At 40.0% G+C, this 25,866-nt stretch carries 20 protein-coding genes; 2 read left to right on the plus strand and 18 right to left on the minus strand.

Features of this window, described 5'->3' with window-relative positions; genetic code table 11:
* Window positions 1-86 precede the first annotated feature (86 nt).
* The 13 genes from tuaH to AKG37_RS08905 all read right to left on the minus strand — a co-directional run bounded on the left by tuaH (window position 87) and on the right by AKG37_RS08905 (window position 14,957).
* Window positions 87-1,286 carry a teichuronic acid biosynthesis protein TuaH gene (gene tuaH / locus AKG37_RS08845; RefSeq protein ID WP_078060992.1) on the minus strand — a complete coding sequence of 400 codons (1,200 nt, stop codon included), beginning with the start codon at window positions 1,284-1,286 and terminating at the stop codon, window positions 87-89.
* Between the two features lie 16 nt (window positions 1,287-1,302).
* Entirely contained in the window at window positions 1,303-2,058 is a 756-nt protein-coding gene (gene tuaG / locus AKG37_RS08850; RefSeq protein ID WP_060698464.1) for a teichuronic acid biosynthesis protein TuaG, read from the minus strand.
* 23 nt (window positions 2,059-2,081) lie between these two features.
* Window positions 2,082-2,759: a teichuronic acid biosynthesis protein TuaF gene (gene tuaF, locus AKG37_RS08855; protein WP_060698465.1), complete on the minus strand. Its 678-nt coding sequence runs from the start codon at window positions 2,757-2,759 to the stop codon at window positions 2,082-2,084.
* A 73-nt stretch (window positions 2,760-2,832) separates the two neighbouring features.
* Window positions 2,833-4,290, minus strand: coding sequence for a teichuronic acid biosynthesis protein TuaE (tuaE, locus tag AKG37_RS08860; protein WP_060698466.1), 1,458 nt, complete (start codon window positions 4,288-4,290; stop codon window positions 2,833-2,835).
* 39 nt (window positions 4,291-4,329) lie between these two features.
* Complete coding sequence (locus AKG37_RS08865) at window positions 4,330-5,259, minus strand: NAD-dependent epimerase/dehydratase family protein (RefSeq protein ID WP_060698467.1); 930 nt, start codon at window positions 5,257-5,259, stop codon at window positions 4,330-4,332.
* Between the two features lie 14 nt (window positions 5,260-5,273).
* Entirely contained in the window at window positions 5,274-6,611 is a 1,338-nt protein-coding gene (gene tuaD, locus AKG37_RS08870; protein ID WP_060698468.1) for a UDP-glucose 6-dehydrogenase TuaD, read from the minus strand.
* Between the two features lie 54 nt (window positions 6,612-6,665).
* Entirely contained in the window at window positions 6,666-7,865 is a 1,200-nt protein-coding gene (tuaC, locus tag AKG37_RS08875; RefSeq protein WP_060698469.1) for a teichuronic acid biosynthesis protein TuaC, read from the minus strand.
* Window positions 7,862-9,313, minus strand: a complete 1,452-nt coding sequence (gene tuaB, locus AKG37_RS08880) for a teichuronic acid biosynthesis protein TuaB (protein WP_060698470.1) — start codon at window positions 9,311-9,313, stop codon at window positions 7,862-7,864. Before tuaB ends, tuaC begins: the two co-directional genes overlap by 4 nt.
* An 18-nt stretch (window positions 9,314-9,331) precedes the next feature.
* Window positions 9,332-9,991, minus strand: a complete 660-nt coding sequence (locus AKG37_RS08885; RefSeq protein WP_060698471.1) for a sugar transferase — start codon at window positions 9,989-9,991, stop codon at window positions 9,332-9,334.
* A 199-nt stretch (window positions 9,992-10,190) separates the two neighbouring features.
* A complete protein-coding gene (locus AKG37_RS08890) occupies window positions 10,191-10,763 on the minus strand; it encodes a hypothetical protein (RefSeq protein WP_060698472.1) in 573 nt (190 codons plus the stop codon).
* A gap of 223 nt (window positions 10,764-10,986) precedes the next feature.
* The gene (locus tag AKG37_RS08895) at window positions 10,987-12,477 is read right to left on the minus strand and encodes an N-acetylmuramoyl-L-alanine amidase (RefSeq protein WP_060698473.1); all 1,491 of its coding nucleotides are present in this window, start codon (window positions 12,475-12,477) and stop codon (window positions 10,987-10,989) included.
* A gap of 23 nt (window positions 12,478-12,500) precedes the next feature.
* Window positions 12,501-14,609 carry a SpoIID/LytB domain-containing protein gene (locus AKG37_RS08900; RefSeq protein ID WP_060698474.1) on the minus strand — a complete coding sequence of 703 codons (2,109 nt, stop codon included), beginning with the start codon at window positions 14,607-14,609 and terminating at the stop codon, window positions 12,501-12,503.
* Between the two features lie 24 nt (window positions 14,610-14,633).
* Window positions 14,634-14,957, minus strand: a complete 324-nt coding sequence (locus tag AKG37_RS08905; RefSeq protein ID WP_024423640.1) for a hypothetical protein — start codon at window positions 14,955-14,957, stop codon at window positions 14,634-14,636.
* A 182-nt stretch (window positions 14,958-15,139) separates the two neighbouring features.
* Here AKG37_RS08905 and tagU point away from each other — a divergent pair, with 182 nt between their 5' ends.
* Window positions 15,140-16,060: a polyisoprenyl-teichoic acid--peptidoglycan teichoic acid transferase TagU gene (tagU, locus tag AKG37_RS08910; RefSeq protein ID WP_039181856.1), complete on the plus strand. Its 921-nt coding sequence runs from the start codon at window positions 15,140-15,142 to the stop codon at window positions 16,058-16,060.
* Between the two features lie 34 nt (window positions 16,061-16,094).
* On the opposite strand, the gene wecB is transcribed toward tagU, so the two are convergent.
* Complete coding sequence (gene wecB, locus AKG37_RS08915) at window positions 16,095-17,234, minus strand: non-hydrolyzing UDP-N-acetylglucosamine 2-epimerase (RefSeq protein ID WP_060698475.1); 1,140 nt, start codon at window positions 17,232-17,234, stop codon at window positions 16,095-16,097.
* 269 nt (window positions 17,235-17,503) lie between these two features.
* Here wecB and galU point away from each other — a divergent pair, with 269 nt between their 5' ends.
* Window positions 17,504-18,385, plus strand: coding sequence for a UTP--glucose-1-phosphate uridylyltransferase GalU (galU, locus tag AKG37_RS08920; RefSeq protein ID WP_008343198.1), 882 nt, complete (start codon window positions 17,504-17,506; stop codon window positions 18,383-18,385).
* A 26-nt stretch (window positions 18,386-18,411) separates the two neighbouring features.
* Here the strand turns inward: galU and tagH are convergent, their stop codons facing one another.
* The 4 genes from tagH to AKG37_RS08940 form a co-directional block, all read right to left on the minus strand.
* Complete coding sequence (tagH, locus tag AKG37_RS08925; RefSeq protein WP_060698476.1) at window positions 18,412-20,013, minus strand: teichoic acids export ABC transporter ATP-binding subunit TagH; 1,602 nt, start codon at window positions 20,011-20,013, stop codon at window positions 18,412-18,414.
* A 19-nt stretch (window positions 20,014-20,032) separates the two neighbouring features.
* Complete coding sequence (locus AKG37_RS08930) at window positions 20,033-20,860, minus strand: ABC transporter permease (protein WP_060698477.1); 828 nt, start codon at window positions 20,858-20,860, stop codon at window positions 20,033-20,035.
* A gap of 171 nt (window positions 20,861-21,031) precedes the next feature.
* The gene (locus AKG37_RS08935; RefSeq protein ID WP_060698478.1) at window positions 21,032-23,398 is read right to left on the minus strand and encodes a CDP-glycerol glycerophosphotransferase family protein; all 2,367 of its coding nucleotides are present in this window, start codon (window positions 23,396-23,398) and stop codon (window positions 21,032-21,034) included.
* Between the two features lie 184 nt (window positions 23,399-23,582).
* The gene (locus AKG37_RS08940; protein WP_060698479.1) at window positions 23,583-25,847 is read right to left on the minus strand and encodes a CDP-glycerol glycerophosphotransferase family protein; all 2,265 of its coding nucleotides are present in this window, start codon (window positions 25,845-25,847) and stop codon (window positions 23,583-23,585) included.
* Window positions 25,848-25,866 lie beyond the last annotated feature (19 nt).

Consider the following 25,866-nt stretch of genomic DNA (forward strand, 5'->3'; position numbering starts at 1 on the left):
TCTTTCCATTATACAATTGAATAGAGGATGATCACAAGCTCCCCCTGTGAAGAAGAAACAAATAAAAACGCACAATCCTTGATGAATTATGCGTTTTCTTTAATATTCGTTAGTTCCACCATGTTTGTGAACAGCGCGTGCCAATCTTTTTTCTTCGCACGGCTTTGTCTAAGATGTCTATAGGTCATGTCGTCTTTTTTGCTGATCACGTTTTGGCAGGCTTCTACGAAGAGCGCAGGATCTTCGCCCTCTAAATATTCATACACATCATTCTCTTTTAGCCTTTCCGTTGACGGAAGATTTAAACCGACAACCGGTATTCCGGCGGCTAAAAATTCATATAGTTTGAGCGGGAACACAGCTTGATTGTAAGGAGATTGTTTGTATGGCATCATGCCTACATCAATTAGCTTCATGTACGCAGGCACTTCTTCTGGTGCAACAGCACCTGTCCAAATCACATTCGGCAGTTTGAGTGCATGCTGAAAAGATGGATCACCATTTGTTCCATCAGGACCAACAAATAAAAATGTCCAATCAGGCTGCATGCGAGCAGCTTCAGCTATCATGTCAAAATCGAGCTTTGGCTTGATGCCTCCAATAAAACCAAGAACGGTTCCATCTCTTCCTTTCAGCACCTCCTCTTTACATGGAAGATTGCTTTTCGCAAATACATCATATTCTACGCCATTTTCCACCGTAAACACATCTTTCGGTTCACCCATGAGACGTTTTTTGATCTGATCGTGTAAGTATTGTGAAGAGCATGTAATGCTGTGTGCGTATTTGATGATTCGATTTTCCGCTTTGACAATGACACGCTGCCTCATGTAAGAAAGCATGTTATTTTTGCCGCTTATCGGCTCTCCCCACAGGTCACTGCAATCATAGACGATATGTTTCCATTCAAATAAAGAAGATAAGAGCGGAAAGCCAGGAAACGTATACCATAAGCAAACTGCGATCCCCTTCTTTTCCTCCTGCCGCAAATGCTCAAGAAGAGGGGATAATTTATGAATATAGAACATGTCTTGATATCGGCCAAAGCGAAAAAATTTGCTCTTGAGCACATCAGGAATGGTCAATTGCTTCATCCGATCGGTTATGGGCTGAAAGGGAGCTGAATGACGGGTTGCAGATGGGCATACCCAGATGACCTCTTTCGTTTCTGGATCAGATGCTAGAAATTCCGCCAGTCGATGCCGTCTGTACCTCAGGCCGTCCTGTCCCCATTCTCCCGTCGCTACGATAACATGTATGATCGAGTCTGCTTTCACCTTTATCACCTTTTTTCCCTTTTGTTTATAAGCGCTTCTTCACCGCATTTGTCGCATAGTGCATAAAACACCAAGATGCTTTGACAAAATGAAGCTGCTCAATTTCTCTGTAGACGAACCACGTTTTTTTCGCTGCTTTCCACTTGTTACTGGAGATTGAGTTTCCCACGATGCGGTATTCACTAAGCGGTTCACTCATACCATAGGCTGTAAATCCTTTCTTTAAAATTGACAGCCACGTAGCTAAATCCTGTCTTGTGCGGATGTTCGGCATTTCCACATGTCCTACCTTGTGAAGATCAAGCATCACTGTCAAACAGCCGATAATGGTATTTTTCAAGGCTTCATTATAGGTTAATCTCGCTGGTGCAGTGACGGTTTTTTCTAGCGGTTCTCCATTTTCTGCGATGATGTCATATGCCGTAAAAGTAAAGGCATAATCATTTGTCAGCATGAAGTCTACCTGTTTTTCAAGCTTCGTTTCTTTCCATTTATCATCGCTGTCTAAAAAAGCGATAAAGCGGCCTTTTGCCTGTTTGATGGCTTCGTTTCTAGCAATGGCGGCTCCCCCATTTTGCTCTAAATAAATGACATTGATTCGGTCGTCCACTTGACTTACATCCTCAAGCAGCTTCCTTGTCCCATCTGTTGAACAATCATCTGCGATGATCAACTCCCAATTAGAATAGGTTTGGGCAAGGACGGAATGAACTGTATCCGTTAAATAACGTTCCGCATTATACGCCGGTGTAATGATTGATACTAACGGTTGCTTGTTCACTAAGACTCATCTCCAGTTCATCATTAAGATTCTTTGAACACTTCGGGTAAAACCACAAACATGAGCGAGATACTAAAGCCAATGACAAGTCCAAGCAGTGCCCGCTTTTTCGCTGACATCCCTTTATTGCCTTCATCCAAAACCTGGGCGGGATCAACAATCTTCGCCTGCTTCATTCCGAGCTTTGTCGACTCCAATTCATATAAAAATCGTTCTTTATCTACTTTGGAATCATTGCTGACAGATTCGTTTTCAAGAGCAGCTAATCTACTTTCAATCACTTGCTGCCTTTTTGTAAATAATGTTTTGTCTTGCTTCAGAAATGTATCTGACACCTGCTTCACGACAGCTAAAGCATGATCCTTATCGGCATCAGTGAAAGACAGCTGTAATTGTGTATCTGATTGATTGGTGAGGATGAGACGGTTTTTCACATCCTGCCTTTCTTCTTCCTTGACATCACTGAGTGCTTCATTCAGAAATGCATCACTTTTTAATAGAGATGTCACTTCTGCCATATTGTTATACACCCCGTCATCATATTTACCAAGCGTGAGGGTAACAGCAGCTGTGTAACTAGACTGATGCGCTGTCCCTTTGGCAAAAAAGAAACCAAAAGCGCCTAATACAATAGGCAGCAGTACAAGCCATACGATATATTTTTTGATTCGCTTCCCTATTCTAGATATGAAACCAGACATGTTCATTCTCCCAACATTGACGTATTTGCTTTTTTCACAAGTGTAGCCATACAAGCCCAGCATCACACACGGTTCACCAAGTCTTACATCGTTGTTTGTTTTTCAGCATATTCACCGCTGCGATCACCAGTCCTAAAAAGACCCAGTGGAAATATAAATTCGAGACAGAACTAGGACTGATACTTGAAACGAGAAAGCTCAGCATGGCAGCAAACAAACCTTCAATGATCATTTTTGCTGATCGAGTGTCAGCCCATTGGTATTGTTTGTACAGTGTGAACATGAGATAAGCGTAGATTGAGATGTAGCCCAGCATGACCGCAAATCCAAAATTCGTCATCACTTCCAGAAGCCAATTGTGCACCTCAACGACTTGATCTGTATCAAAGATCGAAAAGTGGGCCAAATAGTAAGACACATTACCCGCTCCGACCCCAAACCCGTATGAATTCGTAAAGAAATGCCAGGCATTTTTGATCAAATTCGCTCTCGCGATGTTGGATGGGAGTGGTTCACTAAAAGAATGAGCGACCTGAGAAGCGAGAAACAGGTCATAAAAGACCGAATATATCTTGGCTGAAAAAACAGCGATACAGATGACACCAAGTCCTCCCGCTGCGATGAGTGACCACTTTTTGAGAAAACGGGGCATCAGCAGCCACACATAGATTGCCACCCCTGCAAATATGCCAAGTAAGCTGGCGCGGGATTCTGTTAATAAAATGAGATACAGTGCTGCGATTGCGCCTAATAATCCAAAGGCTTTGATATAACCATTTTTCATTTGCCGCATGCACGCTACATATAAGAAAAAGCTAATGGATAAAAACGTCGCAAAGTCATTTTGATTAAAAAAGACAGCTGTAGGATAGTGCTGTTTATACGCCGGCCCAAGGTACAATGAGGTATTCGGCAAATGGTTCAAAGTAAAGTGATTATAAAATCCTATCCCCATGACAAATACGGTCATGACCAGCCAAATACTATAAAAGGTGACCACTTGATCGATGCGCTGAATGTACATGACCACAAGAAAGATAAACCCCATCCCCATTGCAAGCAGGGACATATACTTGAGGCCATCTGTGACCGAATGAGCCCACAGCAGTGAAATGAGCCCGTAAAGAAACCATGCAGCGAAAAATCCAAGAATCCCTTTTACACGGATTTGCTGCCACTGCGATATGTACGTCCCCTTATCTCTCATCCGCCATATGAATAAAACAAAGGCGACAATGAGCATGATACGATAGAGAAAAAGACTAAAGAACCCGGCACTTATTGAAAAGAACGCGTTGTTGAGAAAGGTCAATGCAATCAAAAGGTAGATGACTGACATGAACACTTGCTCACCGTTCATGTATAGTTTTATCAACACGAGAAAAGCCGTCAGGACCAAAAGCAAGACCGGAATGGCGACCATCTTCTTTAACCCGGCGGGCTGCACAGACGCCATTTGCATCAGCCCTAGTCCTGCTGCAAACAATATACATCCGATCATGATTTGCCATGCTGTTTGTTTCACACTCATACCCATTTTCCTCCTAAGCAACCCATCCGATTTGAGGGATTAAGCCTTGACTTCCTGTTTATAGTAGGAAATGGTACGAGCCAAACCTTCCTGTAAACTCACAACAGGCTCCCATGCTAAGACTTGTTTTGTTTCCTCGTTTGCCAATGTACTATGCACGATATCTCCTGCACGCTGCGGCTTGTAAATCGGTTCAAGCTGTGATCCCGTTACCTGCTTCATCGTTTGAAACAGTTCATTGACAGTGATGGAATCACCACACGAGATGTTTAAACAAACGTTTGATTGGGCTGTTAAAGCTGCAACATTCGCTGCTGCTAAATCACCCACATAGATGAAATCTCTTGTTTGTTCCCCGTCTCCAAAGATAAAAGGCGCCTCATGCTTTGCAAACTTATCCGAGAAAATAGAGACAACACCGCCTTCGCCAAGTGCGTCTTGGCGCGGACCATATACATTGCTGTACCGCAAAATACAATAGTCCACATCATAGAGTGATTTTGCTATTTCTAAATATCGTTCTACTGTCAGTTTCGCTAAGCCGTAAGGTGAGCCGGGCTTCAGCCTATGAGCGGTGTCCACTGGCAGATACACTGGGTCTCCATAAACAGCTGCCGATGAGGCAAAGACCACTTTCTCCACTCCTGCTTCGGCCGCTGCTTTCATGACGTGCAGAGACCCTTTTATATTCACCTCTTCGTCATAAACGAAATTCTGAACTGAAATGGCTACGCTCACTTGTGCTGCTAGGTGAATAATATAATCTGGTGCGATTTGTTTAATCAAATCAACCGATGCTGGCTTTGTGATATCTGCCTCAATGCATTGAATAGAAAGATGGGCAATATTTTCACGAGATCCAGTTGAAAAATTATCAAGAATGATGGGCTCATAGCCTTTTTCTAGCAAAGCTTCTACCGTATGCGACCCAATAAAACCGCTTCCCCCAGTAACCAATACTTTCTTCATCCAAGTTCCCCCTGTTATTGTGCCTTCGATACCAATTCTGCTTCCCATACGCCCGGGCGGCCGATAGACTGGTAAATAAATCCTCTCTCTTTCATTTCTGCTGGATCAAACAAATTCCTTCCATCAATTACAATCGGTGAACGAAGCAGCTGCTTGATCTGATCTTTATCCATCTTCTGTACGTCATCCCATTCTGTTAGGACAAGACAAGCATCCGTATCTTTGACTGTTTCATACAGGTCATTGCTGAAGACCGCCTGAGGACCAAGCTCCCGTTCTGCTTCCACATAAGCAATCGGATCATAAGCTTTCACAAAAGCTCCCAGCTCTCTCAGCATCGGAATAATATCTAATGCAGGTGCGGAACGCATATCATTCGTATTCGGTTTGAATGCGAGACCTAAGACGGAAATGGTTTTCCCTTTAATATCACCGAACACGCTCATCAATTTACTGACAAGATGGGCTCTTTGGTGGTTGTTCGTTTCAATGACAGATTCGATCAGCTTAAATCGGTAGCCGGCAGTTTCAGCAATTTTGAGAAGAGCCATCGTGTCCTTCGGAAAACAAGAGCCCCCAAATCCAATGCCTGCTTTTAAAAATTTATGCCCGATCCGGCTGTCTAATCCAACTCCTTCACTGACTTTTTCAACGTCAGCTCCTACCCGCTCACAAATATTTGCAATGTCATTGATAAATGAGATTTTTGTGGCAAGCATGGCATTTGCAGCATACTTAATCATTTCAGCACTTTCTAAGTTGGTCTCCACCACCTCTGTTTGAAACGGATCATGCAATCTTTTGATGATGGCTGAGGCATGAGTGCTTGTCGCTCCAATGACCGCCCGCTCCATGTTCATCGTGTCTTGAATCGCCGATCCTTCTCTGAGAAACTCTGGATTAGATACGACGTCAAAAGGATATTTACTGCGCGATGCCTTTTCAACAATGGCTTGAACGAGCCGGCCTGTTCCAACGGGCACTGTGCTTTTATTGACGATGATTTTATAACCATTCAGGTGTTCACCAATCGTTTGAGCAACAGCTTTCACATACGTTAAATCTGCTTCCCCCTGTGGTGTCATTGGTGTCCCTACGGCAATATAGATAATCTCTGATTCCCGGATGGCGGCAGGAATATTGGTTGTAAAAAACAGTTTTCCTTCTTCCGTATTTTTTTCAATCAATTCCTTTAAACCTGGTTCATAAATAGGAACGACACCGCTTTTTAAGCTGTTGATTTTTGATTCATCAATGTCACAGCAGATGACACGATTTCCGATATCAGCAAAACAAGTACCCGATACTAACCCGACATACCCTGTTCCAATCACAGCAATTTTCTTCAACATTTTTCATCCTCTCAGTAAAAGCATATTGTCCGTTCCAAGCTGTTTATCTATCTATCATTCTTTGCACATTTCATCTTGTTTAAACGATGGATGAAGCACCTTTTCATATTGCTGAATGAGATGTTTTGCATTATTTGCTGATGAATATTCTGTATGAATCATTTCATGAAACTCATTCTTCATTTGCTCATCCCAGCTGTTTTCATAAAGACAGGCGTGAATCGCTTCTTTTAACTGACTCGTCGAACGCGGTTCAACGAGCAGGTGTTGATAAGCAGAAAATAAGGATGGAAGACCACCGACCCGTGTCGCAACGACAGGTACTTTTAAAGCGAGCGCCTCAAGTACAACGGTTGGCATTCCTTCACTATAGGAAGGGAGTGCAAACAAATCGGCTGCCATTAAGTAGTCTTTCACCTGCTCATTCGGCACCTGCCCTGGGAGTATAATAGATGCTCCAGCCCGTTCCGCGAGCTCCTTTGCAAGTGGGCCTTTTCCGACAAAGACGACTTTCACACCATCCATGCTGCTGACAGCATCAGCTAATTCAAGCAAGCCCTTCTCTTTCACTAAGCGCCCGATGTAGACAACAAGCTTGTCGTGGAGCGGTAAATTTAACTGCTGCCTGATGCCTTCTTGATCTTCTTCCGTTTTAGAAAAAGACTGAAGTGGAATACCGATCGGAAGAAATGTTGCTTCCACCTTTGTCATGTCATTTGTCTTTTTTGCCAGTTCCTCACTCACCGTCAGAACAGCAGATGCCTGTTTAACCGCAGTTTCAAAGGCGACCTGTGCCCCTTGGCTATAGCCCGGATACACGTTCACATCACTACCGTGTAACGTCAGAAGATAAGGGATTTGCGTTTCTTTCTGAATCACAGCCGCTGCTCCGCCAGACGGCATGGCAAAGTGCGCATGGATTAAGTCTGGTGACAGCTCATAACGCTCCATTGCGTGTAGAACAGAAGCTGCGATTCGTTTACTCGGCTGTGCCCATTTCAGCTGTCCAGGTAGTGCCGTATAAGGCGGCCTGTATACCGTCACTCCATTCCTCACTTCCTGTTCAGGCAGATCTTTTTTCTGCCGATAGGATGCCTTGAGCATCCGTAAAACGGGTGGATTCACTGGCTTGGGACAAATGACAGTCACTTCTAGTCCTTGTTTGTGCAGCTCCTGCACTTGCGTTTCATGAAACACGCCTTCACTCGGATGTTTTTCACTTGGATATACACTTGTCAGCCATAGCACCTTCATGACGAACGACCTCTTCTCAATAATTTGCCTGCAGCCTGAGGATACATTTTGATAAGCAGCAAGCCATACAATGCACCACTTAAACAAACCGTCAGTAGTAATTGAAGTGAAATATCTGCTGACGTCAGCTTCATCCCTTGATGTAAAGCTACCGCACAGACAGCCATCAGCAGCGTCATGACAGCAGGCTTTCCAAGTGATTTTAAATACACCTTCATATCAAGCTGAATGACATACGCCATAAGCCATCTGCCGACAATAAAGTTGAGCAGGCTGACGCCTGAGTAGATCCAAGCTACTGTGAGCAGACTGCCTGTAGTGACACCTGCATATAATGCGCATCCATACACAATGAGCATTCCCGTATCCCAATAAAAGGCTAAGTCCGCTCTCCCTTTTGCAAGGAGTATTGAACCGTTGGGATTCATTAGCACACGCAAAAGGCCGACAATGCACAAAATATTAAGAACAGGAACCGTTACTAGCCACTTCTCCCCAAACACCACTTCGATAAAGCTATCTGATACGGCAGCAAGGCCGATTAATAATGGAAAACTAATTAATGCGAGCATATTCGTCATACTCAGGAAGCCCTCACGCAGCATGGAGTGATCACGCTGACTTTTTGCAAAAACAGGGAACGCCACTCTCGTCACAATCGGATTAATCTTCAGCACGGGGATCGTCACAATTTGATATGCCAAGCTGTAAATACCTAACGCTTCTGCTCCAAGAAATCGGCCGATTAAAATCATGTCGATGTTCGACCCTGCTCGATTGACTAGCCTGGATGCAAGCTGGAATGCACCAAATGAGAAAAATTCCTTCACTTCTCCTAATGCAAAAACAGGTGCTGGACGCCATTTCTTCCAATAAGCAGCTGCGTACATGAGACCTTTTCCTGATTGCAGCAGCACTTGAGAGATGACATAGGCAACTATCGGATTCATGAAGAAGGCAAAAGCGAGTAAAACGAGCAGCGATATGATAGTCGCAATCGCTTCAATGGTACTTAATGTTTTAAAGGCTAAGTCTTTTTGCATCATATACTGGTACTGCTGGCCAATCGGTGCAATCAGAAACATGATCGATAATAGCTTGAGCAGACCCTCTAGCTCTGGCCGGTTATAAAAAGCGGCAATCATTGGGCTTAGCAGGATGAGCAGACAAAATAAGATAATCCCTGTGAGCAGGTTGATCCAATATAATGTAGATAATTGACGTTCTGTCGTTTGTTCCTTTTGAATGATCGCTGCACCAATCCCTAGATCAAGTAAAATTTGCGTAAATATTGTGACAGTTGTGATCATACCAACGAGTCCAAACTCCTTCAGTGACATCACGTTCCCTAAAAAGGCGAACTGTGCAATTTGGATGATGGTGATGATTAATGCGGACAAGCTTGTCCATTTCGCCCCGCCCAGCATGCGTTTTTTCATACTTGCCATTTCTCTTCCCTACTTTACTTATCTGGCTCCGTCACCAGTCATGATGACTTTTAACGTTTTTACCATAATCTTCGTGTCGAGAGAAAATGTCAAGTTTTGAATATACTGTAAGTCGTGTGTTAATTTTTCACTTGGACTCATTTCATATCCTCCATTTACTTGAGCAAGACCTGTCAGCCCTGGCTTTACCGCCAGCCTTTTTGTGAAGCCCGGAATCGTTCGATTAAATTCTGCTGTAAACATCGGTCTTTCCGGACGTGGGCCTACGATACTCATTTCTCCTTTTAACACGTTGATAAATTGCGGGAGTTCATCAATTCTTGTTTGACGGATGAATGCCCCCACTTTGGTGATACGCGGGTCATTTTTTTGAGCCCATTTCGCTCCACCGCTTTCTGCGTCGATTCTCATCGATCTGAGCTTCCATAGTTTAAAGTAAACACCGTCTTTCCCAACCCTTTCCTGCATATAAAAGGCTGGGCCTGATGTTTCCAGCTTAATCAAAAGAGCAAACAGTAAAATGATTGGCGTACTCAACATCAATCCGATGAACGAGAACATTAAATCGATGAAACGTTTTGCAAATAAATAACGAACCATATGTTCTGTTAAGGCAAAAGAATGATTTCGTCTCACTTCATATTCTCTGTAAAGATTCATCGCTTTCTCTGCACTCACTGACCTGCACCTCACCATTTAAAGTAGTTGTTGTGTAAAGAGATGTTCTATGAAAGTCAGTTTAGCAGAGCAACATTAAGCAAATGTAAAAGGGCTGTTAAGTCTTGTAAAACTGTGTTAAGAATGTGCACATATATCAAGTTATGCCCTTTTCAACGTAAAAAAGACCCGCAATTATGCGGGTCTCCGGGTCTTTTCTTTATTTTGCTTTGACGGATTCGATGGTTTTCAATCGAAGTGTTCCGTTTGCATCTTTTGTATAGGTCACTTTCACTTTTGATTCTTCTTTTAAGCTGTTCACTTGTTTAGAAAACGTATTGCCAAATTGAATGGCTACTTCTTTCCCATCAATGTTGACAGCAATTGTATGTCCATCAGCCAAACCGACATATGTGCCTTCTTTGGTGACTTCATTTTTCTTATTTGTTGTTGATTCTTTCTTTGTTTTAGAATCAGCTTTTGATTGATCCTTAGCAGGCTCTTCTTTTGTGATTTCTTTACTGGAGCTATCTTTTGATTCTTCATCAGATTGACCTGCCGGCTTTTCTGCTTGAGCCGCTGTTTCTTTGCTTTGGTCATCTGTTTTTTTATTTGATGATTGATCTTCTGTTTTTTCGTCTGAAGCCTTATCTTTGTTTTGATCAGCCGCTTCAGTTGTTTCTTTTTTGCTGTCATCCTTATTGTTGTCGCTTGATTGATTTGTTGTGCCGCATGCTGTGAGCAATACGCCTAAAAGCAATACTAGAAACGGCATTGTGATTAATTTTTTCAAGATCGTCACCTCTTCATGATTTGTCGGTTTACTCTCGTTTGAAGATTTATGCGTAAACCATTCACCTGCTATGTTTCAATTATAACAAACATAACCAAAAATGAAATGTATTTTTAACTTGACAATGTTTTTTCAGGGACTTTTAAAAAAAGGCTGCCGAGAAACGTTCTCGGGCAGCCTAAGAGGAGTATCTGAGGCACCCCTCAGGTTTTCTTATGTTTACTTATCTAAAATACCCTGACACGCCGCTTGAAATCCCTGCTGCTAACCGATCTTTATACGTAGCAGATTTCAAGATGTTTGAATCAACTGGACTGGAAACAAAACCAGTTTCTAAAAGAACACTCGGCATTTTAGAATATTTAATGACGTAGAATCCAGCTGTTTTCACACCACGGTCTCTTGTACCTAGTGCACTAACCATTTTAGGCTGGATGTTTTGCGCCAGCTTCAGGCTGTTTGCAGCCGCATATGTTTTGTCATAATACGTTTCTGTTCCATTTGCACTGCTGTTATCATTTGAGTTTGCATGGACACTAATGAAGATATCTGCTTTCGCGCTTGCACCTTTGCTGACTCGTGTTTGAAGACTGTCAAATGTGTCTGATGTTCTTGACATAGTCACAAGTGCACCAGCGTTGTTTAATTTCGTATTTAAACGTTTTGCTACATCTAAATTCAAGTTCTTCTCATATAATCCATATCCTACAGCACCCGAATCATGCGCACCATGACCTGGATCAATGAATACTTTTTTCCCAACAGCCGGGTTTTTCAGCTGGTTTACAACAGTTGGTGTCACAGTATTTGCGCTACCTACGACAGTAAATTTGGTGATTTTCTTGCTGCTCACTGTTGCTCTTGTTACTTTTGGCAGCGTCTTTTCATTTGTTAGAAGCAATGCTTTGTTTTGCTTCGCTGCAATTCCTGCAGCAGAAGATGAAGTGGCATAGCCAAATCCTCTTCCTACATAAGTGTTATTTATGCTCATATTGTACTTTTTCACAATATTCGCCGCGACATCATAACGAGTGGAGCCTTTGATTCGCGTTGGAGATTTCAATTGATTATAAGCTGCTTTTGTGACGTAATTCTCTCCGCCGACTACAATGGTTTGTTTAACATTACTTGCTTTTGCAACAGAAGCGATTTCAGAACGAAGTCCCTTTTTATCTGTGTATAGAATTGGGAATCCTTTTTGTGCCGCTACAGGTGCAATCGCAATCCCATGTGCATAGAAGGAACCTTCAACGACAACGACGCCTGCTGGCTTTTTCATTTTCTTCGCGATATTGGCAGACAGCTCATATCGGTTTTTCCCTGAAATACGCTGTGTGGAGATGCCCATTTTCTTCACTTGGTTGACCACGTTGTTTGACACACTTGACGTGCTGCCTAAAACGATCACCGTTTTCGTTTTTAATGCCGTGAGGGCTTTTTTTGTATCACCTGAAAGGCTTTTACTGTTTGTGTAAAGAACTGGTCCATTTTTTTGGTGTGCAAGCGGAATTCCTGCTGTTGCATCTGCATACGCAGTTTTCCCAACTAAAACGACTGTACTTGCAGTTCCCCATCCTTTTTTCGCTACGTTTGCTGCTACAGCATACCTGCTCCCGCCATCAATTCGTGAGACTGAATTATCTGCCAAAGCTGTGGGAACGATAACGAAAATAGCGATGAGGCTGAGGATGGCTGTTTTCATCATTGAGCGCATCTTCTATGTCCTCCTTTTACCCTTTAATAGTTTGTTAGTTTTGTACCTGGATAGTAGAACGAGAGTATGGAAGAATATGAGTTTCCAGATTCAGCTCTAGCTTTGGCTCCGTATTGGCTCATGCCAATGCCGTGACCATATCCTTTTCCTGAAATCGTGAAGTCATTTGTATTGTTTTTGACTGACGCAAATGTGCTTTTCACCTTTGTTGCGCCCATGACTGATCTAAACTCGGTCATCTTCATACTTGCCGTTGCGCTTTTGTTCACTGTATACTTACCTGTTTTGTTTTTCAGATGGTATGTCAGTTTGATCGATACCGTCTTAGCACGCTGGCCTTTTGTTTTTCCTGAAAACGTCAGGCTTGAAATGGATGCGATCTTCATATCAGATGCTGCTGTTTCTTTGTTTTTTAGTAGCCATGATTTGAGACCAGCAAGGTCAGCTGCATTTGTCTCTTTTGCCTTAGACCACTGAGATGCTGCTGTACTAGCAGTCAATGCTGTGCCTAATTGTTTTTTAGAGAGTTTCAGTGTCCATGTATTGACCGGATCTTTTGTATCCTTTTTAGCCACTAAGTAAGGCAGTGCATTTGCCCATACTTCTTCACTTGCCTCTGTATAGCCGCCATTACTAGAGTAATAGGTTGCTGAAATGAGCTGATTGTTGTATTTCAGAACCTTTCCTTTTGTAGCATCGACAGCTTTTGTCGAATTTGTGTACCAGTTATATCCTCCATAAACTTGGAAGGCTGTTGTATCAGGCACGACTTTACCAATACTATTCACCGAATACGTTCTAGCGGCAACCGCCTGTGCTTTTAACGCTTCAACATGCCAGCTTGCAGGCATTTCATTCGGTACGACACCTTTTAGATAATCTTCAAATGGAATCTTTTCGAGAGTCGGCCTGATATACCCTGATTCAATTGCAAAGTTTACGCTGCCTAAATACGGCTTCCCTGCAATTTGGAGGACATTTTTCGTTGAATATTTCTCAGGAACAACTCTTACTGTGTTATATGTTTTGATACCTTTTAATGAAATTTTTCCGTTAGAAATATTCAATTGGTAGTTTTGATTTTTTTTCAGATAGACTTGTTTAGCTAATGAATTTTTCAAGCTATCTTTAATCGCACTTGTGCTACCAGCAAGATGATAAGCAGATGTACCTTTTTCTTTCAGCAGTGCTTTTAAAGACGCTGTGACAGAATCCGGTTTCACATAAACAACGGTACTGTTAGATTTTGCAGCCAATTGCGACAGCGGCATAGCATAAATATAGCTAGAGGCTTTCGCCAAATATACTTTATCTGCATTAATGTTTAATTTTTTGATAATATTCACAGATAATTCATAGCGATTTGCACCACTAATGCGTGTAACCTGTGAGGTTTTTTTGATTTGATTTTCTACTTTTTGTCCGGTACTTTTCGTACTGCCAATAATTATGACTTTACTTGGCATTTTGTAAGTCGGAATAGAATCTTTTTTTGTAAGCAGGATTGGATATCCTTTTCTCGATGCATAGGATGCAATTGCAATCCCATTCATAAATGAGTTCCCACCGACAACGACAGCTTGCTTATAGTTACCCATTTCTTTCGCGATTTTTTGGGAAATTTCAAACTTGTCTTTTCCACTAATGCGTCTCACTTTACCGTACTTTTTAATTGATTTCTCAGCAGCAGTTGAAATACTTTTCGTATTTCCGACAATCAGGATATTATCCGGTTTCATTTTCTTCAGCTGATTTTCAGTTGTTTTAGTGAGCTTTTCAATGTTCGTATACAAAATAGGTGCGCCCAATTTGTATGCTAACGGGGATACAGAAATGGCATGATCAAAAGCATCTCTGCTCACAATGACAACAGTTGAAGGATTTTTCCATCCTGCAGATGCAATACTGTTGGCGACTTCGTATCTATTTTTGCCATCATATCTTTTCGTCACAGCAACATTTGATCCTGATAGTTTGTATTCTCCAGTTGTTGAGATATCCATGCTTGTTTTGTTTCCGATATAATTAGACAATTTCACCGAAATTGTCGAGCTGGCCATGGCAGACTGAAGGGGTGCAACTAGTAGAGTCAGTGTTATAAGGACAATAAGTGTAATGCCTGTTTTCTTCAATTTTGTTCATCCCGCCCATCTTTTTTACTTCTGTTTTTCAATCTTTTGAATTTCCTTTTGACCACTGTCATTAATAAAGTAAGAGATTTCTACTGTGTCTCCTGGTTTAAATTCATTTAACACATCTTTAAAATTATCCGTAAATTCATAGCTTAAGGTCGTATTCACTTTTTTCACTTCGACTGTATGTGCATCAGCCATTCCAATAAATTCAGCTTTTTCTTCCAGCACCTGAGGAGTTGAACTGCTTGTCTTGTTTTCTCCTGAGGACTGCTCAGCCGTTCCACATGCTGTGAGCACGATACCTAGTAGCAGTATTAAGAACGGTAAAACGACGATTTTCTTCATTTTTTTCACCTCATGTCTTTGTATCGTCTTATAACTTATTATTTTAAGGTAAATTTAAGGTTTTTTGAAACCTTTTTTTTGTTACAACGTCTATATCTAGGTTCAGAGTAAAAAAATAACTTGTTTATCAAGATTCGTAAACCTATAATCATGAAAGAATCATAGAAAAGGTGAGGGACATTATGAGAGCTGAGAGAAAAAGAAAAAAGAAGAAGGTTCTTTGGATTGTTTTATCGATTATTGGCTTATTCGTATTAGCAACTGGCGGATACGCATATCATCTTTGGAACACAGCTGCATCAACTGTCGCAGGCATTCAGGAGAATTTAAAGAAGTCAGATAAGCGTGACAAAGATGTCGATTTAAATAAGAAAGACCCGATTTCGATTTTAGTCATGGGTGTCGACGAACGAAAAAATGACCGAGGCCGTGCAGATACATTAATATACATGACAGTGAATCCGAAAACCAAAACGACCGAGATGGTAAGCATCCCGCGTGATACGTATACAAAAATTGTCGGAAAAGGCACAATGGATAAAATCAACCACTCCTATGCATTTGGCGGCACACAAATGGCTGCAGATACTGTAGAGGAACTACTTGATGTACCTGTTGATTACTTTGTCAAAGTCAACATGGAAAGCTTTAAGGATATCGTTGATACACTTGGCGGTATTACGGTAAATAGTACGTTTGCATTTAGCTATGACGGTCATTCATTTGGTACAGGAGAGATTAACCTGAATGGGGATCAAGCCCTTGCCTATACAAGAATGAGAAAACAAGATCCTAAGGGTGACTTCGGACGTCAGCAAAGACAGCGTCAAGTCATCGAAGGCATTATTGCAAAAGGGGCTAACATTTCATCTATTACGAAATTCGGCGATATGTTCAAAGTTGTGGAAAACAATATGAAGACGAACATGTCATTTGACGATATGTGGACGATGATGAATGATTATCGTGATGCAAGACAGCATGTAAAGCAGCATGAGCTGAAAGGGTCAGGCGCACGTATCAACAACATTTATTACTACCAGCTTGATGATAGCAGCCTTGCGAATGTGAAGAAGGAATTGAAGGAAAGTTTGGAGCAGTAAAAAAAGAAGACTACATCTATGTAGTCTTCTTTTTTTATGATTGAAATGGAACTGGTTTTTCTTCACTTAATCCAAAACGATGAAGAAGTTCTTCAACAATTCGTTTTGACGCTTGTCCATCACCATAAGGATTAGACGCCTTCGACATGTTGTCATACTCTTTTTGATCTACTAGCAGCTCTTTTGCCATGTTGTAAATGGTCTCTTCATCTGTACCTGCAAGCTTAAGCGTCCCAGCTTTCACGCCTTCTGGGCGTTCTGTTGTATCACGCAGCACTAATACCGGTTTTCCAAGAGAAGGCGCCTCTTCTTGCACACCGCCAGAATCCGTTAAGATAAAGTGTGAAGCAGCAGCGAAGTTATGGAAATCAACAACTTCAAGCGGTTCAATTAAGTGCACACGATCGAGATCACTGAACTCTGTCTGAGCCGCATCACGAACGGCAGGATTTAAATGTACAGGGTATACAACCTGAACATCTTCAAACTCTTCTACCACACGTCTAATCGCTCTAAACATGTTTTTCATCGGCTGACCGAGATTCTCCCTGCGATGAGCCGTTAACAAGATCATTTTATCTGTACCTATTTTCTCTAAAATAGGGTGCTCATACTGATCTGTTACCGTTGTTTGCAATGCATCAATTGCTGTATTCCCTGTCACACAAATGGTTTCTTCTTTTTTATTTTCAATTAAAAGATTCTGCTTCGCTTCATTTGTAGGAGCAAAATGAATATCAGCAATAGTGCCTGTCATTTGTCGGTTCAATTCCTCCGGGAACGGTGAGTATTTATTATGTGTTCTTAAACCCGCTTCAACATGACCGACTGAAATTTGATGATAAAATGCAGCCAGGCTTCCTGCGAAGGTTGTTGTTGTGTCTCCATGAACAAGCACAATATCAGGTTTTTCCTCTTGGAATAATTGATCTAGCTTCAATAGTGCATTTGATGTAATTTCAGATAATGTCTGGCGCTGCTTCATGATGTTCAAATCATGATCTGGCGTAATAGAAAAAGCCTCAAGGACTTGATCAAGCATTTCTCTATGCTGAGCTGTTACAGTAACAATCGAATTTATCTGTGGATGTTTATTCAGTTCAAGAACAAGTGGTGCCATTTTAATTGCTTCAGGTCTAGTACCGAAAATAGTCATTACATTTAGTTTTTTCACTTGTTTATGCCTCTTTCCTAGTATAGTACTTTTAATTATACACAATTTGGAGGGTAAATTTAATGATATAAAAAAAGAAATTTACATTGAATTAACGTTAAATTTCTCTTTCCTTTACATTTAACATATAAAATATGAATTATATAAAAGTCATTTTAGTGAAATCATTTGTCTTTCCTATGATTTGTAAGTTACACTTTAAACAGACGACCAAGAACAAACATTGAAATATGAAATCGGTTATTTATGTAAGGAAGGTGCAAAGTTCATTGAAAAAAGTACGTAAAGCCATTATACCAGCTGCAGGTCTTGGGACTCGTTTCCTCCCTGCAACAAAAGCGATGCCTAAAGAAATGCTCCCAATCGTTGATAAACCAACCATTCAATATATTATTGAAGAAGCTGTTGAATCAGGAATCGAAGACATTATTATCGTGACTGGAAAAGGAAAAAGAGCCATTGAGGATCATTTTGATTTTGCACCAGAGCTAGAGCGCAACCTTGAGGAAAAAGGAAAGAGCGAGCTTTTAGAAAAGGTGAGAAAATCCTCTAACATTGCTGACATTCATTACATACGTCAAAAGGAGCCAAAAGGTCTTGGGCACGCTGTTTGGTGCGCACGAAACTTTATCGGTGATGAGCCTTTTGCTGTTTTATTAGGTGATGACATTGTTCAAGCCGAAACACCTGGGCTTCGCCAGCTGATGGATGAATACGAAAAAACTCTTTCATCTGTGATTGGTGTTCAGCAGGTAGCAGACAGCGATACGCATCGCTACGGGATCATTGATCCTCTTACACAAGAAGGACGCCGCTATCAGGTCAAAAACTTTGTTGAAAAGCCGCCGCAAGGAACAGCACCATCGAACCTTGCCATCTTAGGCCGCTACATTTTCACACCAGAGATCTTTATGTACCTTGATCAGCAAGAGATTGGTGCAGGCGGAGAAATTCAACTGACAGATGCCATTCAAAAGCTGAATGACATCCAGCGCGTATTTGCCTATGATTTCGAAGGAAAACGATACGATGTCGGCGAGAAGCAAGGCTTCATTGAAACGACTCTTGAGTTTGCCCTTCAGGACGAAGAATTGAAAAAGAAACTCATTCCATTTATGAAACAGCTTCTCGAAAAAGAAGAAGTGAATTAAAAAAAGCTGCCGGCATCGGCAGCTTTTTATTTGATCACTGAAATAGTGAGTGTATGCTGTTCATTATCAATGACAAACAGGTTGTTTTCGCCTTTCACTGCGAATTTCGTTTGTTTCTCATTCATCAAGACATTCTGTTCTGTCAGCCCAAGTGTGGAAGGAGAGATGGACATCACCTCTCGAAACACAATGGTGTTTGCCTGACCATTTTGAATGACATAGTCAGTTTTCTCTGTGGTCAATCGCTCAATCGTATCGCCTTGATCACTTTTGATTGAGCTCAGCGTTTGCATTCTTCGCTTTAGCACAGACTCTTCTTTTCCGAGGAAGGAAAGTAAATACTCATATGAACCTGCAGATGCAGGTGATACATAGGAATTAAACTGTCCTGGTCCAATGGACAATGACTTTAATTTCTCTGCCTTTTGAAGTGCAACAGGTTTGACAAAATACGTTTCTGTCGCTGTTTTAATTTGAACGGTTTGTTTATTTTCAGCCACAGCTTGTACTTCTTGTCCAAATGGCAAAATAACATCTGCCTTTTTTTTCATGGCTTGATCTTTGTAAACAGTGAGTGGATCAGCTGTGACAATCGCCTGTTGATCCACCTTTTTCATATCAGGCGCCCCCTTGGTCTGCGGGTTCTTCGACTGAGGCGCTTCTGTCTTATCTGATGAAATTGCACCAAATGTCGCCAATGTTCGAAGCGGACGATCTGAAAACATCGATAAGGCAAGCAATATCGTTAACACTGCTAAAATCGTCACTTGCAATGCAGGTCCGAACAGTGAGCGACGTTTTCCGTTCTCTTGATAACGAGATACCTTTTCTGTCTTTTGTACGCCTTTGCGGCCTTCTTTATGTTTCAATTGATATTCTTTTTTTTCTTTCTTGGAAAGCTTGTTAAACCAGTCAACAAACTCTTTATACTCTTTCACAACTTTTTTCGTATTATCAAACATACGAAGTTCACCATAATGCATCCAAGCCACTCGATCACAGATTTTTTGGATTTGACTAATGGAGTGACTGACAAAAAAGATTGTCTTCCCTTGTTCTTTGAACTCTGTGATTCGATCGACACATTTTTGATAGAAGGTTTGGTCTCCAACAGACAATGCTTCATCAATAATCAGGATATCTGGATCGATATGCGCTGAAATGGCAAAGCCAAGACGTGATTTCATTCCGCTTGAATAGCTCTTTACAGGCTGATCAATAAAGTCACCAATATCCGCAAACTCTACGATTTTTTCATAAAGTTCGTCTATCTCTTTATTCGTCAGACCCATCATTAAGCACTTTAGGCGAATGTTGTCTTTCCCGCTTAATTGGTTGTTCAGCCCTGCCGCAATGGCAATTAACGAAGGCTGGCCGTCCATATCAATTTCACCACTTGTTGGTGGTATGATCTTCGCCAAAAGATTTGACATCGTTGATTTTCCAGATCCGTTGATTCCTACAAAACCAATTGTTTCACCTTCATATACGTCAAAGGACACATCACGAACAGCAAAAAAACCTTTTTCATTTTTATTAGGAAAAAACAGCCCTTTAATTTTATCTGACTGCTTTTTATATAGGACGTATTGCTTGGATACGTTTCGAAACGAAACCTTTAGTTTCATCGTATAATCTCCTTACTTTTTAAAGAAAATCGACAAATTTATCCCTAAATTTCATATGAAGTAACGAACCGACTGTTAAAAAAAGAAGCGTGATCAGCCAAAAATAAAGTGTGTATTTGACATCATGGAAGAACCATTCTCCCTTTAACAAACTATTTCTAAACCCATCAATAATGTAGAATAGAGGATTCAATCTTAATATATCCCCAATCCACGCTTTGTCTCCAGTGAGCTTCTCTGAGATATTCCAAAAAATCGGCAGCAAAAAGAAAAGCAGACGTGTCACGGATTGTAAAAGAAATTGATAGTCTCTCACGAGTACACTAATCGTGGAATTAAACAAACTAAACGAAAACATAAACGCGATCATACAAATAAGATAGTATATATATTGCAGCCAATGCGCATCAGGATAAATGCCATAGGAAATCAGCACAATCAAATAGACACCCATCATGACAAAGTAGCTGAACAAGTTAGACATAATGACCACAGACGGCAGCGCGCTAATCGGGAAATTCATTTTTGATACCATATTAATCCGTTTAAACACACTGTTTGATCCATCAAGAATGGTTGGACTAATGAAGAACCAAGGAATTAATCCAGCAAGCATCCAGATGATAAATGGAACCTCCATGCCCCCAATGACAATCGGCTGTCCTCCGCGAATGCCCATGCCAAAAACAAACCAGTAAGCCAGCATTTGAATCAATGGATTTAAAAACTGCCATAAAACACCTAAATAATTCATCTGATATTTTGATTTTGTTTCATAAACAGCAAGTCGCATAATCAGCGGAAATGAACTGAATTGCTCCTTTAGTATCGTCAACATTGCGTTCATTCTAATCTTCCTTAGATATAAGTTTTTGGGATTACTTTTTTAAAAAGCACCGCTCATAATTGTAACAGATAACGATGCACATTTCACCTTATAACAAAAGTCATGCATGTCAAACTAGAAGACAAAAAACCCCTGAATCCTTTCAAACACAGATTCAGGGGGCCTAAGACATTAGATAATTTGATGCTCTTTTAAGAAATCAGTAATTCTTTTCGTATTTTGATTATCGTTAAAGCTGTTGATTTTCAAATATTTTTCCTTATACTCATCTTCCACAACATACTGATTCTCAATTGCATGTTTGACAATACGAATCAGCTCTTGTGTATTATATGCAATCGGTCCCGGTGCATTTTCTTCGTTTACAGGAGGAATCGCTTTATACTGTCTAATCAAATAATCTTTTTCTTCCCAATAAAAAATAGGGTACGCTCCTCTATATTGTGCATCATAAATAGCAGAAGAGTAATCAGTGATAAACACCTTAGACACTTTTAGCGCTTCTGATGGATTATCAGAAATAATATGTTTATACTGAGGCAGGTTTTGATAAACGTACTGCGAAAATTTGTTATGCGGTACAATTAACAGACGATCAAGTAGACCTGCTTCTTCAAAGCTTTTAATGATTTTGATCAGAACTCTATAGTAAGATGTTTCTTCGATTCTATTTGTATAAATAAGTCCCTCTTCCCAATACCGGTAAGTTGGCATAAAAGCAATCTTATCTGCACCGTCTACTAATTTGGCATGATCAAAAGTTGCCAGACCTGTCAAAATCAAATCCTCACGGTCATAGTTCATTTTATAGAATTCACCAGCCTCTAGTTCAGAGCTGATGACTGATTTATAAATATTATATTGGTTCTTGTCTTTATGGAATCCAAAAGCCATTGGATTATCAACCGGTTTTGCAAACATAATTCCATGCTGCAAAAAGACAAGTGGAACACTCATGATTCTCTCTCTAAGATGATCAATATATAATCGATCATTCAGAACATGGTTGGATAACTCACTTGAAATAAAGTAGCTGGCATTGAAGATACTTAAAAAATGTCTCAGACTATATTTCGGAATGATACCCTTTCCATACTTAGCTTTCAATGCTGGATATGCGCTTGATTTCTTATTAAGAATAAAGTAATTTCTTGAGTCTGTTTGACAATTCTCTTTTACATAATCATACACTCTAATAGCTGATTCATCTGCTTTATCACTCTTTTTCTCAAAAAACAAATTCACACCATACTTTTTGTCTTTATAGAATGATGATAAGATACTCGCTATTTTTATTTTTACTTTACTAAATAAAGAATATTCCTGTGAATAAGGAATAATGGTTGATGTCACATTACCAAATAGATTTGTTCTTAATACTTGAAGCTTGTCCCCATTCTTCTTCGTGATATATGTTTTCACCTTTTTATCTCTTTTTTTCAACCTTAAACTATGGATAATTCGATGATCATTTCCTACGAACAAGTTGTTATGGATTCTGCTGTCTAGGTCAAGATCATTTAACGAAATTTTAAAGAAACCATATCTCTTTAGGAATTTGATCTTTCTAAATGGTCTTATAAATTTCGCCAGTTGATGCTCAGAATTTCTAATGTAAAGATATTCATATTTTTGGTCGGAATTATATGCGTAATGTGTCAGCCTTCCATAAACATAAAAGCTATTAAACATACTAAATATACGTAGTCTTGATGTATGCTTTGTAACGAGATAAGGATTTCCTCTTACTAAGTAAACGCCATTCGTTCTTACATATATGTAATATCTTTGTTTATTAATCACCAAAATATTAAGGATATTGTCTTCTTTAAATTGCTCTAATGTACCTTTACCAAAGATCTTGAGCGGCTGATATCTAGGAACGAGTCTAAAGTTGACGATTTTCTTTTGCTCAGTCACCTTATTTAAAATTTTGATTTGATTACGGTTATTCACAGTCACTTCAATATCTTTATGTTCCTGCATCACATCAAACAAAATTTTCCTTACATTTAATTCTTTATTTTGGCAGTCATACGTAACGACAAAGCAGAAAGGACTGTATGTGATAAAGGAAATGTCTACAAATCTTCTATCTGCCCCATGAATCTTCAAGTTCATTTTATAATTCTGATTGATCTCATCTACGTTTAGCAGCCCTGAGAATAATAACAGTTCCTCTTCGCCTCTATATAAGCCATAGCGGTCTAATCCTAACTGCTTGACATATATATCTTCAAATTGATTGTTAATTTCAATAGGATGTATTTGATTTGGTTGAATGATGTCAGAGCTTTCTTTGACAATATATAAGTTCTTATCCTTAGCATAGAGATAGATCATTTCATTAGAATGATCTATTGAGGTTTCAAAAATCATCTGATCCTTTACATTAATTTCACAAATTCTCTTTGATTCGTTTACATTTAGCTTTTTAAATTCAAAAGTACACAACTTCTCTATGTCATCGATATATAACACTAACTTTTGTTCATCCAAATTAAGAATTTCTATAAAATTATGATAAAGTTTGTACATTGAAGCACCTCTATATTATTTTCAGCATTTTTACAGTAACGGATAATCTTATCTAAATTTAGCATGTTTAGTGTTAAATTTCTACGTTTTTTTATTTTTACCACTACTTTTAAATATGTGTACATTGGAATAAAAAACACAAAAAAAGTACCGTTCAAAAGGCGAAGAACGGTACTTTTATAAACTATTTTTCAGAAAACACTACTTCAACGACACGCTTCGAAGATTCTCCAGTCTCTAAGTAGCAGAATTTCTCATAAAACGGTGCGAATGCCTCTGGTAATGTAAAGGATGGCTTTTCTGTTTCTCTGACCCAGTCAATCACACGGGCTGTCTCTTTTACAAGCGGTCCAGGTGCTTCTTGTTCAAAGTCGAAGTAGAAGCCTCTTAGCTTATCTCGATATGTTTCAATGTCAGGTACATAGAACAACATCGGACGCTTGAGGTTTGCATAATCAAAGAACACAGATGAGTAGTCTGTGATGAGCAGATCAGAAATCATATAAAGGTCTCTAATGTCTTCGTAATGAGAGAAGTCATAGGCAAAGCCTTCATATGGTCCTAAATCAAAGTTTTCAGCAACTAAATAGTGCATGCGGAGAATGATGATATAATCGTCTCCAATTGATGCCCTCAGCTCATGCAGATCAAGGTCTAAATCAAATTTGTACTGCCCCTTTTTATAAAATTGATCGTCTCTCCATGTTGGAGCGTATAGGATCAATTTTTTATCCAACGGAAGGTTCATTTTTTGTTTCAGCACTCTCATCGTTTCTTCATTGTTTTGATTGTGAAGGAAGTCATTTCTTGGATATCCTGACTCAATCATGGTCTTTTGAAATTGGAACGCACGTGTAAAGATTTCAGTCGAGTAGGCATTAGGGGATATGAGATAATCCCAATTTGATGCTTCTTTCGTGAAATTCTTTTTGTATTTCTTCGTGTTCGTTCCAGGCATATGCACTTCGTCCATGTCCATTGCCAGTCGTTTTAACGGCGTACCGTGCCAAGTCTGCAAGTATGTTGTGTGCTCTGGTTTTGGTACCCATAGCGGCAAACGGCTGTTTACAACCCAATACTCGGCTCTTGCCATCGCAAGAATCCATTTCAATGATAGACGATTGATATAGTAGATGCCCTTTTCCTTAAACGGTGCTTCATGCCCTTTTTTAACACTCCAGATCAGCGTATATTCAGGGTGATTTTCTTTCATATACTCATAAATACCACGCGGGTTACAGCTGAATTGTTTTCCATTAAAGCTTTCAAAAACAACGGTTTTCTTTTTCACAGACAGCTTACTCGCCAGCTTAAAGGTCGTTTTGAAGGTCCTAGTCACAAGACGGTTACGGACTTTTTTAATTTTGCCGAATTGCTTTTTGACTTTCTTCCATTTGCTTTTGATGTAGTATTTCGCACGTGTTTTCTTTGTGTAATCATTAATGCGGATGCCAAGCGTTTGTCTTTTTTTCTTTCGATACACTTCATATCGAATTGGTACATCGTTTCTTTTATGAATTTGAACAAGTCCTTTTAGTTTGTTGGAGCGGTCTCCAAGCACTAAAGAAGCAGTTGTTAACGTTTCCTCCACTCCATCCACTTCGCATATAAATTCAAGATAGAAGCGATATACAAGACGTTTGTTCAAGGAATAGGTTAATTCAGATAAAGGAACTTCAGCTAAGAATTGATAAAGCTGTGGTACTTGTTGATCATCACGATATTCAACCACTTCATCTTTAACATCAGTTATATTTACCGGAAAACGATGCTCAATTGGTTCTTCACCATTTCTCTTCAATAGAAGCTTTACCTCTTTAATCAGATAAGGATGTTCTGCACTTAGAACGCCTGCATACCCAGATAAAGATAACGTACACTCTTGCTTGAGCTCGATGTGATCAAATTTCACAACCTTTAGCTCACGCTTGATTTTGAAAGATGCATTCCCTTTGTCTGTGCGATAAGGAATGACATAGAGCATTGCGTCTTTATTTTCTAAGAAAGTGAGCTCTGGCTTATCAATTTCCATTTTTAAACGGCGTTTATAGTATGGCTTTTTCTCTTCTTCTTCGGAGTTATCCGTTTCTTTTACTTCTTCTTCCTCTTCTTCAGAATCAGAATCATAGGCTGAGTCCTCAAGCTCATCCTCATCCTCTTCTTTGTTTGCGCTCAGATAGTCCGTGACATACAGGTTATATGTCTGGCCTTGCTCTAACGCAATCGGTAACGAGCCTTCACTTAATATCAATTTGAATAGATTCTCTTCTTGATGAACAAGCGGAAGGAAAAGCTCTTGTTTTGATACCCTTTCCCTCATAAACAAATAAAATTCCCTATCTGTTAATGGCATGTCATCATCGATGCGAATAAGCATTTCTAATTTCTCATGATGATTTTTTAACCCTTCAATAACACTCTTCTTCTTATGAATTCCCTCTTCAATCATTAATCGTTAATCTCCTCTG

It is taken from the genome of Bacillus australimaris (assembly GCF_001307105.1).
Taxonomy (GTDB): domain Bacteria; phylum Bacillota; class Bacilli; order Bacillales; family Bacillaceae; genus Bacillus; species Bacillus australimaris.